Source organism: Oceanisphaera submarina, assembly GCF_046521305.1.
Classification (GTDB): Bacteria; Pseudomonadota; Gammaproteobacteria; order Enterobacterales; family Aeromonadaceae; genus Oceanimonas; species Oceanimonas submarina.
In genome coordinates, this window is the sequence record NZ_JBKGFN010000010.1 from 14,966 (window position 1) to 29,146 (window position 14,181).

Below are 14,181 nucleotides of genomic sequence, written 5' to 3' on the forward strand. Positions count from 1 at the left end.
ATCAGTTTCCTTACCTGTTAAATAGTTCAGCCACGCAGGCGTTCGGTCTCGGCCCAGTTCACGCTCAGGCAATCGGGGTTGAGCGCCACGCCGTATTCCAGCTCGGCCGCTTCCAGCGATACCAGACCATTGCGCACGTCTTCCTGCACCGCCTTGGGGTCCCGCTCGAAGGCAGGGCCGTAACCACCACCGCCCGGATTGATGTTGGTCACCCGCTCGCCCGGTTTAATGGTGAGCATGGTGTTGTGTTTGTGCACCTGCTGGCCGTCGGCTCTGTCCACCACCAGCTTGCCCAGCTTGGGCTCAGGCAGCCGGTTCTCGGCACCCGCCGCCCCCAGGGTGGCAATCTGGCGGCCTTCGCCGAAGGCGATGACCTGCATCTCGTGATCTCTCGGCTCCACTTCCCAGGCCGTACCCGAGCCACCGCGATACTTGCCGGCCCCCCCGCTGTCCTGCAGCAGGCCGTAGCGGTGAATGATGATGGGATAGGAATATTCGAGCAGCTCGACGTCGCCGGAGCTGAGCGCACCGAAGCAGCACAAGGGCCCCACCGCGTGCCAGCCATCCATCACCTGGGTGGCACCGGCGCCGGAGATAATGGACGCCAGTACCATGGTCACGTACTGTTCGCCGCTGCGCGGATCCATGCCCGCGATATTGATGCCGCTGGCATGGCCCCAGGAGGCGGTGACCCGTTCGGGAGCAGCCTGCTCCAGGGCCTGGCGCACGGCATCGGTCAGGGTTTCCATCGGGGTGGTCGTGCAGTTGACGTGGGGCGCCGGCTCAACCGCATTGCACAGGGTCCCCTTCTCGCCCAGATCCACGGTCACGCAGCGGTACAGGCCCTCGTTGTAGGGCGGCGGCAGCTGGGCAAACATCATCAGACCCAGATAGACACCGGACAGGGAGTTACCCTCGTAGGAGTTGATGAAATACGGGATTTGCGGCGGACTCTGCACGGCAATGTGCAGCTGGTCGCCGGTGACCGTGATGGTACTGGTGATTTCCATCTCGCCAAAGCCGTGACCGGCATCTTCCAGCATGGCACTGCCATGGTAGACGCCATCGGGGACGTCGCGGATCAGTGAACGCATCTGCCGATCGGCCATGTCTTTCAGCTCGGCGATGCAGGCCTTGACCGTGTCCACCCCGTATTTGTCGAGCAGCGCAATCAGATTGCGCTCCCCCACCCGGCAGGCGCCGTACTGGGCGTTGATGTCCCCTTCCTGATCACGCCTTGCACGCATGTTGGTGAGCAGCAGGTTGATCACGTCGTTCCTGGGCTTGCCCTGCTCCCACAGTTTGACCGGCGGAATGCGCAGGCCCTCGGCGTAAATTTCCTTGGCGTCCGGGTTATAACCGGCCGGTACCGGGCCGCCGATGTCGGTGAGGTGACCCTTGCACACGGTCCAGAACACCAGCTCGCCTTGGTAGAACACCGGTTTGTACATGCAGCAGTCCAGGATGTGGCTGCCCATGTAGGCCGGATCGTTGTGATAGATGACGTCCCCTTCCTGAATGTCGCCGTCGAAGAATTCGGCCACCGCCTTCATGGCCGGGATCAGCGAGCCCAGGTGAATGGGAATATCCTGGCCCTGAAGTATCATCTCGGGAAAATGGTCGAACAGGGCATTACTGTAATCGTGAGCCAGGTTGAACACGCTCGAACGCCCGGTCTTTTCCAGGGTGAGTGTCATTTCCCGCTGGGTGGTTTCCAGCGCTCCGCGCACCACCGCCAGGGTTATGGGATCTACATGTGTGGCCATCGTCTACCTTCCGTTTTATGACTGGCTGAATGACGGTTAACAAACTGTTACCGCAACGTTTCGCCGCCAGTATAAAAGCCGTTCCCCCCGGCCGAATTGACGATGAGCGCACCCGCTTTTGACCATCAACGCACCCGGCTGTGATGCACTGACTGGCAATAGCCGATGCGCTCAGGTTCAATTTTCTTACTGCCGGCTCCTTTTATGCTGCGTTGGTTAGTAATGGCTCAACAGGGGTTGAGCCTTATCTTGAGTGAAAAGGAGTTTGCCATGGCGAATATTTCGCACCCCCAGAGTTCGGATCCGGACTTTACCCGTTCACCCGTACCACAAAGCGCACGCATGTCCCGTTTCGGCCTTACCATGGCCTGGTGGTCGGTGTGCAGTGCCATGTTCTGGCTGGTCGTGTCTGCCACCCTGGCCATTCATTACGGCACCGTCAATACCCTTATCGGTCTGGGCCTGTCGGCGCTGTGCTACAGCCTGATCAATGCCGTTATCAGCCGCCATGCCATCCGTACCGGGCTGTCGGTGGGGCTCTTTTCCCACACCCTGCTGGGAAGATCGGGGGCGGCCCTTGCCACCCTGATCTTCTTCGCCACCGCCATTTATTACGGGGTGTTCGAAGGCTCGGTGATCGCGGTGGCCATTCAGGGTTACTTTCCATCTCTGACCCTGAACCAGGCCTATCTGCTGGTGGTGTTATACAGCGTGCCTCTGGTGCTGGGCAGCGTGCAGCGCTGGCTCGACAAGCTTAACGGCGTGCTGCTGCCCTTCTACCTGCTGGGGCTGGCGGCCGCGGTGCTGATGACCCTCAACAGCTACGGTTACAGCCATGCCTGGCTGGAACTGGGACCGGAAGGCGGTGCGCCAGCCGACGGCTGGTGGCGCTGCTTCAGCTACTTCATGGGGGTGTGGATCCTGATGATGTACACCTGGGACTATGCCCGCATGGGCAAAGAGGAAGATGCCGACTACCACGCCCGTTTCAATTTCGGCCTGCCCTTCTATGCGTTTACTTTTCTGGTCAACGGTGTGGTCGGCATCTTCCTGGCCGCCAGCATTCCCACCGATGGGCCCGTGACCGAGGTGTCGGTTGTGCTGGCTCTGCTGAAGCTGATGGGCTTTGCCGGTCTGGCCTTCGTCTGGGTCAGCCAGACCCGCATCAACACCGCCAACTTTTATCTGGCCACCATCAACCTGCAAAGCTGTCTGGAAAAAGGGCTGGGTCTGCGGCTGCCCAAGCTGGCCTGCGGCGTGCTGGTGGGCGTGGTGGTCTATCTGCTGATGCTGACCAATGTGTTCGAGTTCATCCTGCAGGCGCTGGCCTATCAGGGCATCTTAGTGGTGGCCTGGGTGGGTCTGGCGCTGAGCCATATTTTCTTCGATCCGGGCACGGTACGCTACGGCGAACAGGCCCCTCGTTTGCGCTCGGCCGGTCTCGGTGCCTGGCTGGCGGCAGCGGGTCTCGGCATCGGCTGCATGATGGCGGGAGAACACTGGAGCAACCTGTCGGCGCCCCTGTCTTTTGTGACCGCCTTCGGCCTCTATAGTCTGCTCAACCGGCGTTCAGCCCGACTGGCTTCCGCAGAACAGTCCTGAAAGGACAACCGCGAACGGGTGTCATGCCGAATTATCTATCACTACAGCGGGCCCTGCGGGACCCGCTTTTTTGTGCCTCGGTTCCGGCCAGTTTGACGCATCCGCCCTATCTCATTAAACAATCGAGCTGCTTGACTGCTGTATTCATCCCGGGCAAAGGGCCCGCTCCGCCGACTCGCCGTAAATCCTTCCCTGGAGGCTCAACCGTGCCATCCGTGGCACGGATGGTCGGCGGAGCAGATCCCTTTGCCCTCCTTGATGCGTAGGCGTCGCCTGTTGGCACCGTCTGCTGGCAACCCGGCGTTTAATAATCGAGTTCCCCACAAACAACAAGAACCAGTTGAGCTCATCATGATTTATGAAGTGATCGAAGACGTTATCAAGCTGACACTTATCGTCGTCAGTCTTTATTTCGCGCTGGGTATCTATGTGCGTCGCAGGCAACCGGCGTGGTCCGGGCCTCTGGAGCAGCGTCGGCAGGCGATTCTGTGCGTGCTGGTGCTCGCGGTGACGGCGATAAAGGTAACCGAAGATGTGCTGGGCGGCGAGTCGGGGCCGTTCGACCGCACGATGCTGCTGTTTATTCGCAGCCACGGTTCGCCCTCGCTGACCGGCTTCTTCGAGGCGGTTACGCTCACCGGTTCGGCCACTGTGCTGACGCCGTTGACGCTGTTCACGACGGTCGGCTTGCTGCTGGCCAGGCACCGGGCCGAGGCGATACTGGTTGCCGCCTCGGTCACCAGCGGTGCCGCCGTGGTGTACGTGCTCAAAATGGCGGTGGGTCGCGCCCGGCCCGATCTGTGGCACACCGAATGGTATTGGGGCTCCAGCTTTCCCAGCGGCCATACGCTGGTAGTCACCGCCTTTGCGACGGCGGTCGCCTTGTGCGTTAGCCGAATGATGCCTGCCGCTCGCGGCTTCGCGCTGGCGGTGGCAATGCTGTGAGTCATGCTGGTCGCCTTTTCGCGTATGGTGCTGGGCGTACACTGGCCGACCGATGTACTGGCGGCGGCCTGCATCGGCGCCATGCTGCCGTTGGTGATCAAGGTGTTGCTTGCGCTACACCACGGCCGAGCCTGACGCGAGGCGGCTGCGTTGCCTCTCGTGCTCCGATCCAATATCTGACCAGATACTTAAGTATCAGACGTGGCTCCCCTGGCTCTTCTTCGGCTCGGCCTGAATCAGCGTCCAGCTTGCCTGACATCGCTCCAGCGCGGCACCTTTTGGCCCCCGACCCTGCTCGGTAATGGCCACCCTGCCCTGTTCGACGCACAGCACCGTCTGGGCCCGGGTACCATAGTCCGGACTCTGAATGAAGATGGACGACAACAGACTTTCCCATTCCGGGCCGACGCCGGTGTTGGGCAGGTGTTCGAGCGCGGCCCGGGTGTCGTCATCCAGCAGGCCGAAGGCCGTTCCTTCATGCACAGGCCCAAGTGTGGCCAGCCCCTGCTTGAGCCGCTCCACCTTGGGCCAGGGGGTATCGAGCATGGCGTTGGACAAGCCATAAAGCCCGGCCCCCAGCCGGCGGGCATCCGAACCGGGGCGGTTGCCGCCGTACCAGAGCTCGCCACGGGCCAGCTCCCCCACCAACAGGTTGAAACCGGCATAATCATCGCCCTTGACCAGTTGGTGACGTAAATAGGCCCCGGGATCCTGCTCGCCGGCCAGAAAGTCGGCCACCAGCTCGCCGCGGCTACGCCCCCCGGAACGAGCTCCGCCTTCCCGCACATTGGTCAGGGCGGCAAAACGGCCGGCTCGGGTCATGCCCAGCCAAGTCCCCCCGGCCTGCAAATCGCGACCGGCCCAGATATCGGGATGATCCGGCCACCAATGGGCCGACGCCGTGGGGCGGGCATAGAATTCGTCCCGGTTGGCCAGCAGATGCAGGCGTCCCTGTTCCGGCCGCCACGAAAAGGCAATAAGACACACAAGCGGGCTCCTCGGATAATATCGACAAGACCCTACTGTACTCCCGAGCGTGGCCCCAGGCCAGGATCAGGGCCGCTCCGGTTCGTCGTTTCTTATCCGAACGAAACTGGCGAATCGAGGCAGCCGCTCACCGGTTTCACCTCGGTAGCGATAGGTCACCACAGCGCCTACCGCCGGCGGATGTTGCCGCTGCCGATCGCTGAAACCCGTGCCCAGTTTAAAGCGGCGGCCATCGTTGGTTTCCACCAGCAGGGCACCCATCATGCCTGCGTATTTGCCCTGCCCGGGCAGATGCGCCAGTACCCGGGCTTCCGCATCCTGAAATCGTTTGAGCTTAAGCAGATCCTGGTTGCGAGTCGGCAGATAGAGGCTGTCGCGATGGCGCAGCATCAGCCCCTCGCCGCCCAGGGCTTCCACCTCGGTCAGGTAAGCGGCCAGAGCGGAATTATCGGGCAAGCGTCGCTGTTCAAGCAGCTCAATATAGGGGGTATCAAGATGTGAAAACAGTCGTTCCAGCGCCGTTAACCGCGCCTCGAACGGCAGCTCGCTGGCGGGCAGGTCGAACACCATGAAGCGGATCTGTCGCCATTCGGCCTCGTCGGGCCGGTAACGGCGTACCGCAGCCGACAAGTCTTCGAACCGCCCCCGGCCCAGCCAGAGTTCGCCGTCGAGCGCGGTATCGGGAAAGCCGGCCACAAACCAGTCGGGCGCCGAAAAACGATGTCCGCCACGCGACAGCAGCTCGCGTCCGTTCCACCAGGCGCGTACCCCGTCCAGCTTTTCGCTGACCCGGTAATGGGTCACATCCTGCTGTTGATACTCGGCCGCCAGCTGTAATGGGGGCGAGTCTTGAGCCTGGACATGGCAGCCGAGCGGGGTCAGTACCAGCGGCACCAGCAGCAAAATCGGTTGCATGGCAAACGGTGACATGGTCAATCCTCCTTCTTCTGTGCCGCCAAGTATAGGCGCCAGGATCGAAGACAAGGGGCGGCGGCCACCGGTTGACCTGCGTTGGCTTACCGCTGCTGATCCGGCACCACATTGACGGGCCGGGCAGCAGACCAGCCAAAGGCAAACTGCGCCAGCTGCAACACCAGCATCAACAGTAGCGCCCACTGCCAATCGCCGCCAACATCGCGCAACAGGCCCAGCGATACCGGCCCCAGTGCCGCCAGCAGATAGCCGATGCTCTGGGCCATGGCCGACAGCGCCGTGGCCTGAGCCGTGTTGGCCGCCCGCAGTACGAAGAAGGACAACGCCAGACTGAGCGCGCTGCCACAACCCATGCCTATCAGTGTCGCCCACAACAGGGGCGCCGCCGCAGGCTGCCACCAGAGTCCGGCAATGCCGACAAAGGAAACGATAAAGGTACCCAGCACCAGCAATCGCTGATTGCTCATCTTGGCCGCCAGTATCGGTACCAGCAGGTTGAAGGGAATACTCACCAGGTTGATCAGCGCCGTGGCGGTACCGGCTTCATGGGCGTCCAGGCCATTTTCCAGCAGGATTTTCGGCAGCCAGGTGGCCATGGAGTAGAAGTAAAACGACTGCAGCCCCATGTATAAGGTGATGGACCAGGCAAGCCGGTCTCGCCACAGGCTGACACGAACCGGGTTTTGTGGTCGTCCCACCCCTTTTACCCCAAGCATCGGCAACCAGAACAACAGGCTGAGCAGCGGCAGTATCGCCCACAGGGCCACCGGATAACGCCAGCTGCCAAACTGTTCCAGCAAAGGCACGGCCAGATATACACCCATGCCCGCCCCCAGGCTGAGGGTAACTGAATACAGGCCCGTCATCAGCCCCACCTGACGGGGGAAAAAGGCTTTCACCAGCCCGGGGATCAACACGTTGAGCACGGCGATGGCCAGGCCCAGCAGCAGGGTGCCGAGGATCACCAGCGGATAGTTATCTACCAGTCGCAGTCCCACGCCCAGGCTTATCACCATGAGGCCGGTAATCGTCAGCCACTGGGGCGCCCAGCGGCGAGTGAGCCAGGGCACACAGATGGACATGACGCCGAAACACAGCAGGGGCAAGGTCGTCAGCAGGCTGAAGGCACTGGCGCTGATATCCAGCGTGGCGCGAATTTCCATCACCAGCGGCCCTACCACCACCAGACCACCACGCAGGTTGGCGGCGGCCAGCATCAGAGCCACTATGGCCAGCAAAGCAATAACGGGACGGCCCAAGAAGGGGCCATCGGGCGAGGTTGTTGTCATTATTATCCCTTAGTATGCGACAGCGGCGGCCTGGCAATACATCTTCTATCTAACGGCAAGGCGCATCGACGATGATTGTTGGCAGTAATTCGAAAGTAGCCCATGTTAGGATCTGCGATCAAAGAGAGCAAGTAACACAAAAATATCAATTACTTGATGTGGCGCCTGCCACTGACATAGTTAAATGGTTAATATCGGGCAAAAGCGGTAATAACAGGAAATATCATGCTGGATCCAAAAGATATCACTGCCGTTATTCTGGCCGGAGGCGAGGGTCGGCGCATGCAGGGCGCAGACAAGGGGCTGCTGGAGCTGTGGGGAAAGCCGTTGGTCGTTCATCTGCTGGAACGACTCGGCCCTCAGGTGGGAAAGGTGCTGATCAATGCCAACCGCAATCTGGAACACTACCGGCAACTGGCACCGGTGGTGCCGGATAGCAACGGTGACTATGCCGGCCCTCTGGCCGGATTTGAAGCCGGGCTGAGCCATGCGCCCAGCGAATGGGTATTGTTCGTGCCCTGCGACAGCCCGCTGGTGCCTGCCGATCTGGCACGGCGGATGTGTGCCGCCATACGCCATCACGATCAAATCGCGGTGGTGGACGACGGCACCCGGCTCCACTCCGCCACCGCCCTGGTGCACCAGTCGTTGCTGCCCTCCCTTCACAACTATTTGGATGGCGGCGATCGCAAGCTGCAGCTGTGGTATGAGCGCCACCAGCTGGTGCCGGTAGACTTCGGCGACCAGGCCGACGCCTTTATCAACCTCAATACCGACGAAGCCCTGCAACAGCTGGAGCAGGGGGGCCAGGAATAAACAAAAAAGGGGCGGCGTTATTTAAATAACGCCGCCCCTTTTTTATCAGGTAAAGATTAGGAGCCGAAGTAGCGCACAAACTGTGCCGGATCCCGCTCGGGCAGTTTACGTACTTCTACCTGAGCCGTACCCAGATACAGGAAGCCGACGATCTGGTCCTGCGCGTCCAGACCCAGCGCCTGATGCACATTGCGGTCGAAGGCAAACCAGCCGGTACGCCAGATGCCGTTATAACCCAGCGCCAGCGCCGCCATCTGCATCGCCATCAGGGCACAGCCGGCAGAGATTTCCTGCTCCAGCTGCGGCACCTTGTCGTGGGGCTTCACCTTGGCCACCACTGTGATCACCATGGGGGCGCGCAGCGGCGCCAGTCGGGCTTTCTCGACCGTCTCGGCAGGCTCGCCTTTAGCTTCGGTGGCGGCGGCCAGAATGTCACCCAGTTTTTCCCGCTGCTCGCCGCCGAACACGATGAATTCCCAGGGAGTCAGGGCCGCATGATCCGGCGCCCGCAGACCGGCCTTGAAAATGGTCTCCAGCTGCTCGCCCGCCGGGGCCGGCTCAACCAGTCGGGGGTTGGAGTGGCGATTGAGTAACAGTTCCAGTGCATCCATGATGTAAAACCTTCTGTAATAAGCTCGAATTGCGATGCCCGCTACCTTAGCAGCACAGCGCGTGGGCATAAAGCCCCGCAGGCGTGGCAAGGCGTGACCATCAGATCACCGCCGCCAGTTCGGCGCCCTGGCGGATGGCCCGCTTGGCGTCCAGTTCTGCCGCCACGTCGGCACCGCCAATCAGGTGCACCTTGCTGCCCTGCTGTTCCAGCGTCGCCTGCAGGCTGCGATCCGGCTGCTGGCCGGCGCAGATAATGACGTTGTCCACCGCCAGGCACAACAACTCGCCGTCCCGCTCTATATGCAGCCCCTCATCGTCGATGCGTTTGTAGCCGACGCCGCCCCACATCTTCACGCCGTGGTGGCGCAGGCTGGCCTTGTGGATCCAGCCGGTGGTCTTGCCGAGCCCCTTGCCCGGATTGCCCTCCTTGCGCTGCAGCAGCCAGAGCCGGCGTTGCGGCACCACCGACACGGGCGCCATCAGGGCTCCCGGCGCGCGATACTGCCGGTCTATACCCCACTCGGCCAGCCATTGTTCGGTGCTCTGATTCGCCCTGGCCACCAGAAATTCGGCCACATCAAATCCGATGCCGCCGGCACCTATGATGGCCACTTTTTCTCCCACCGGGGCGTGATGAGCCAGCACATCCAGATAGCTCAATACCCTGGGATGAGCGATGCCGTCTATCTCGGGGGTACGAGGGCGAATGCCGCTGGCAAGGATCACCTCGTCAAACCCGGCCAGCAGCTCGGCCGTCGCTTCGGTGTTCAGCTTCAGCGCCACTCCGGTCTGCGCCAGTCGGTGGCGATAATAGCGCAGGGTCTCGAAAAACTCTTCCTTGCCCGGTATCTGCTTGGCGTAATTGAACTGGCCGCCGATTTCCGCCGCCCGCTCGAACAGGGTGACTTTGTGGCCGCGCTCGGCGGCCTGGCAGGCAAAGCTCAGCCCGGCCGGACCCGCGCCCACCACCGCCAGCCGCTTGGGGCTCTTGGTCGGCACAAAATTCAGCTCGGTTTCATGGCAGGCTCTGGGGTTCACCAGGCAGGAGGCACGTCTGCGCTTGAACACATGATCCAGACAAGCCTGATTGCAGGCGATACAGGTGTTGATCAACTCCGCCTGCCCCGACGCCGCCTTGGCAACGAAGTCCGCATCCGCCAGAAAAGGCCGGGCCATGCACACCAGATCCGCCTGGTCCGAGGCCAGTATTCGCTCGGCCACCTCGGGGGTATTGATGCGATTGGTGGCAATAACCGGTACCGAGAGCGCCTGCCGTACTCTTTCCGTAACCCAGCTGAACGCCGCCCTGGGCACGCTGGTGGAGATGGTGGGCATCCGCGCCTCGTGCCAGCCGATGCCGGTGTTGATGAGGGTGACGCCCGCCTGTTCCAGCGCCCGACCCAACGCAATCACCTCCTCCAGGCTGGATCCCTGCTCCACCAGATCCAGCATCGACAAGCGGAAGATCACAATAAAATCATCGCCCACGGCAGTGCGTACCGCCCTCACTATCTCCAGCGCAAAGCGGTGGCGGCGTTCACTATTGCCACCCCATTCGTCGTCTCTGTGGTTGGTTCGGCTGCAGATGAACTGATTGATCAGATAGCCTTCGGAGCCCATGATTTCGACCCCGTCATAACCGGCCTGTCGGGCAAGCAAGGCGGTATGGGCGAAGTCGGCGATGCAGTTGTGAATCTGGCGTGGGCTCATGGCCCTGGGTTTGAACGGGCTGATGGGCGCAGCTTCGGCCGACGGCGCCTGCAGGAAAGGATGCCAGGCATAGCGGCCGGCATGCAGTATTTGCAGGGCGATTTTGCCGCCCTCTTCATGCACTGCGTCCGTCAGCAATCGATGGCGAGCCACCTGCCAGGAAAAACCGAGCTGGGCCGCATGGGGCAGCAGGCGGCCGCGAAAATTGGGAGCCATGCCGCCGGTGATGATCAACCCCACGCCGCCACGAGACCGTTCCCGATAAAAGGCGGCCAGCTTTTTAAACCCCCCTTTTTCTTCTTCCAGCCCGGTGTGCATGGAGCCCATGATCACCCGGTTTTTCAGTGTGGTGAAGCCCAGATCCAGGGGCGCCAGTAAATGGGGGTAATGGCTCATGATCCCTCCGCCGTACAAGACAGGTTTGACCACTCGAGGCTAATGGATCGCAGCGCCATTTTCAAACACTTGTTTTAGCCCCGATTTTCACGGTAAACCGGTCGCCGCTCATGGTATTGCGCCGCGGCTGCCGTCATAATGGACCGACTCGACAATTATTCCGATTAAGGCGTTGCTATGTGGTCTGCCATCAAGTGGTTATTTCGTACTCTGGGCCGGGTGCTGAATGCCATTCGCCTCCTGATAACCAACCTGCTGTTTCTCGCCGTACTGGTGTTCGTGGTGCTGATCTTCAGCGCCGGGGATGATGCACCTGCGTTGCCGGCCAAGGCCGCGCTGACACTGACCCTCACCGGGCCCGTGCTGGAGCAGGAAGCCACCGCCAGCCCCCGCCGTCTGGCCGAAAAATGGCTGTCTGGCGATACCACACCCCCGCCCATGACCCTGAGTCAGATCAAGGAAGCCCTGGATCGTGCCCGCAACGACGAACGCATCGGTGCCCTGGTGCTGCGGCTGCAGAACATGAGCGAGTCCAGCCTGACCAAGCTGGATGAAGTCGGCGAAGCCATCGAGGGGTTCAAGACCTCAGGCAAGCCGGTGTATGCCCTTGGCGACTACTACACTCAGGGCCAGTATTATCTGGCGGCCCACGCCGACGAAGTGCTGCTGAACCCGGCCGGCGCCGTCACCATTCAGGGCCTCGGCGTTTACCGGCTGCACTACAAGTCTGCCTTCGAGCGTTTCAACATCACCCCCCATGTGTTCCGGGTGGGCACCTACAAGTCGTTCGTGGAGCCCTATCTGCGTGACGACATGTCCGAAGAGAGCCGCGAAGATACCCTGCGCTGGCTCGGCCAACTGTGGCAGCATTATCAGGACAACATAGTCCGGCTGCGGGATATTCCCGCCGATCATATCAACCCGAGCAAAGAGCAGTTGCTGAACCGCTTTGGCGCCGTGGATGGTGACCCGGCACGCTATGCCCTTGAGCAGGGTCTGGTCGACCGGCTCGCCAGCCGCAACGAAATGCTGCAGACCGTGGCCGAGCAGGTGGGCTGGGACAGCCAGGCCAACCGCTACATGAGTGTCGACATTCCCGCCTACCTCAGCCACAGCGCGCCGCGCAAGAATGCCGCCCCGGCGGTGGGCCTGATCACCGCCAGCGGCGCCATCATGAGTGGCGATGCGGGTCCCAATACCATCAACGACGAATACCTCGGTCAGCTGATCGATGAAGCCCGACTGGACGCGGACATTCACGCCCTGGTGCTGCGCATCGACAGCCCCGGCGGCAGCGCCTTTGCCGCCGAGCAAATCCGCAGCAGCCTGTTGCGCTTCAAGGAAAGCGGCAAGCCGCTGGTGGTATCCATGGGCAGTACCGCCGCCTCCGGTGGTTACTGGATAGCGGCCGACGCCGACAAGATTTACGCCGCGCCCACCACTCTCACCGGCTCCATCGGCGTGTTCGGCCTCTTCCTCACCTTCGAGGAAGCCTTCGAGAAGCTGGGCCTGCACACCGACGGCGTCGGCACCACCGACTTTGTGGGTGCAGGCCTGACCACGGGTCTGCCGGAGCACACCAAGCAACTGATCCAGATGGGAGTTGAACACACCTACGATCAGTTCGTCGAGCTGGTGGCCAAGGGCCGGAGCATGAAGCCGGAACAGGTGGAGCGCGCCGCTCAGGGTCACGTCTGGACCGGACAGGATGCCCAGGCGCTGGGTCTGGTGGATGAGCTGGGTTATCTGGACGATGCCCTGGCCGGTGCCGCCGGCCTGGCCGAGCTGGCGGAGTTCAGCGTCAAGCCGGTGAAACTGCCCAGCTCCGCCAAAGAAATGCTGCTGGAACAGCTGTTGCTGGACTCGGGCGTACTGAGCGACTGGGCTACCGCCGCCCTGCCGGCGGTATTGCGCCCGGCCGGTGAACAGCTCAAGAACGAACTGTCGGCTCTGAGTCACTTCAATGATATTCGCGGCCAGTATGTGCTGTGTGTGGAATGTCAGGAGTTTTAATGCACCAGAAAAAAATCTACATCGCCTACACCGGCGGTACTATCGGCATGCAAAAATCCGCCCGGGGCTATGTGCCCCAGGCGGGCTTCATGACCGACTGTCTGGCCCATACGCCGGAGTTTCATCGCACCGAGATGCCGGCCTACCATATTCACGAGTACGACCCCCTGATCGACTCTTCGGACATGACCCCCGCCGACTGGCAGCGCATTGCCGACGATATCAAGACCAATTACGACGACTACGACGGCTTTGTGGTGCTGCACGGCACCGACACCATGGCGTTTACCGCCGCGGCGCTGTCGTTCATGCTGGAAGATCTGGACAAGCCGGTGATCGTCACCGGCTCCCAGATCCCCCTGGCCGAGCTGCGCTCCGACGGCCGTCCCAACCTGCTCAACGCCCTCTATGTGGCCGCCTGTTACCCCATTCACGAAGTGGGGTTGTTCTTCAACAACCGCCTGTATCGGGGGAACCGCGCCAGCAAGGTGCACGCCGACGGCTTTCAGGCCTTCGACTCGCCCAACTTTCCGCCGCTGCTCAATGCGGGCATTCATATCAGCCTGGAATCGGGGACGCTTGGCAGTACCACCGGCAAGCCGCTGACCGTCAGCCCCATCACGCCCCAACCCATAGGGGTAATCACTCTTTATCCGGGTATTTCCGCCGAAGTGATCGGCAACATACTGCAACAACCGGTCAAGGCGCTGCTGCTGTTGTCTTACGGGGTGGGCAATGCCCCCCAGAACGAGGCCATGCTGACCCTGCTGGCCGAAGCCTCGGCCCGGGGCGTGATTATCGTCAACCTGACCCAATGCCTGCGCGGCACCGTCAACATGGACGGCTACGCCACCGGCCACGCCCTGGCCCAGGCCGGGGTGATCTCCGGTTACGACATGACCACAGAAGCGGCGCTGGCCAAGCTCCACTATCTGCTGAGCAAAAACCTGCCACCGGAAGAAATACGCGAGCTGATGAGGCAGAATTTGCGCGGTGAATTGAGCAGGCCGGCGTAAGGAAAATCAGGTGCCGCGCATGCTCTGCAGTTCGGCGTTATAGATAAAGCTCAGCAAGCTGGGCCTGCCGGCTAAAGCGGCATCGACAACACACCA

General features: G+C 61.5%; 10 protein-coding genes and 1 pseudogene. 5 read left to right on the top strand and 6 right to left on the bottom strand.

All coding sequences use genetic code 11. From position 1 onward, the window contains the following. Positions 1 to 26 precede the first annotated feature (26 nt). On the bottom strand, positions 27 to 1,766 hold the full coding sequence (gene capB, locus ACLEIV_RS10760; protein ID WP_410456646.1) for a caprolactamase subunit beta: 1,740 nt from the start codon (positions 1,764 to 1,766) through the stop codon (positions 27 to 29). A 270-nt stretch (positions 1,767 to 2,036) separates the two neighbouring features. Between capB and ACLEIV_RS10765 the strand changes: the two genes are divergently transcribed. After that, complete coding sequence (locus ACLEIV_RS10765) at positions 2,037 to 3,368, top strand: purine-cytosine permease family protein (protein WP_410456647.1); 1,332 nt, start codon at positions 2,037 to 2,039, stop codon at positions 3,366 to 3,368. Positions 3,369 to 3,938: 570 nt separating this feature from the next. Then, a pseudogene (locus ACLEIV_RS10770) lies at positions 3,939 to 4,448 on the top strand (phosphatase PAP2 family protein). A gap of 60 nt (positions 4,449 to 4,508) precedes the next feature. Here ACLEIV_RS10770 and ACLEIV_RS10775 read toward each other — a convergent pair. The 3 genes from ACLEIV_RS10775 to ACLEIV_RS10785 all read right to left on the bottom strand — a co-directional run bounded on the left by ACLEIV_RS10775 (position 4,509) and on the right by ACLEIV_RS10785 (position 7,522). Next, positions 4,509 to 5,300, bottom strand: coding sequence for an NRDE family protein (locus ACLEIV_RS10775; RefSeq protein WP_410456648.1), 792 nt, complete (start codon positions 5,298 to 5,300; stop codon positions 4,509 to 4,511). 66 nt (positions 5,301 to 5,366) lie between these two features. Continuing rightward, positions 5,367 to 6,230 (bottom strand): DNA ligase, encoded by an 864-nt coding sequence (locus ACLEIV_RS10780; RefSeq protein ID WP_410456649.1) that lies wholly within the window; start codon positions 6,228 to 6,230, stop codon positions 5,367 to 5,369. 86 nt (positions 6,231 to 6,316) lie between these two features. After that, positions 6,317 to 7,522, bottom strand: coding sequence for a CynX/NimT family MFS transporter (locus ACLEIV_RS10785; protein WP_410456650.1), 1,206 nt, complete (start codon positions 7,520 to 7,522; stop codon positions 6,317 to 6,319). Positions 7,523 to 7,747: 225 nt separating this feature from the next. Between ACLEIV_RS10785 and mobA the strand changes: the two genes are divergently transcribed. Beyond that, complete coding sequence (gene mobA / locus ACLEIV_RS10790) at positions 7,748 to 8,338, top strand: molybdenum cofactor guanylyltransferase MobA (RefSeq protein ID WP_410456651.1); 591 nt, start codon at positions 7,748 to 7,750, stop codon at positions 8,336 to 8,338. A 56-nt stretch (positions 8,339 to 8,394) separates the two neighbouring features. Here mobA and ACLEIV_RS10795 read toward each other — a convergent pair whose 3' ends face one another. Both ACLEIV_RS10795 and ACLEIV_RS10800 read right to left on the bottom strand, forming a co-directional pair. Then, positions 8,395 to 8,949: an NAD(P)H nitroreductase gene (locus tag ACLEIV_RS10795; protein ID WP_410456652.1), complete on the bottom strand. Its 555-nt coding sequence runs from the start codon at positions 8,947 to 8,949 to the stop codon at positions 8,395 to 8,397. 100 nt (positions 8,950 to 9,049) lie between these two features. Beyond that, the gene (locus tag ACLEIV_RS10800) at positions 9,050 to 11,056 is read right to left on the bottom strand and encodes an FAD-dependent oxidoreductase (RefSeq protein ID WP_410456653.1); all 2,007 of its coding nucleotides are present in this window, start codon (positions 11,054 to 11,056) and stop codon (positions 9,050 to 9,052) included. A gap of 177 nt (positions 11,057 to 11,233) precedes the next feature. Between ACLEIV_RS10800 and sppA the strand changes: the two genes are divergently transcribed. Both sppA and ansA read left to right on the top strand, forming a co-directional pair. Then, positions 11,234 to 13,069: a signal peptide peptidase SppA gene (gene sppA, locus ACLEIV_RS10805; protein ID WP_410456654.1), complete on the top strand. Its 1,836-nt coding sequence runs from the start codon at positions 11,234 to 11,236 to the stop codon at positions 13,067 to 13,069. Further along, a complete protein-coding gene (ansA, locus tag ACLEIV_RS10810; RefSeq protein ID WP_410456655.1) occupies positions 13,069 to 14,085 on the top strand; it encodes an asparaginase in 1,017 nt (338 codons plus the stop codon). The genes sppA and ansA overlap by 1 nt, the downstream gene beginning before the upstream one ends. The last annotated feature ends 96 nt before the right edge of the window (positions 14,086 to 14,181 follow it).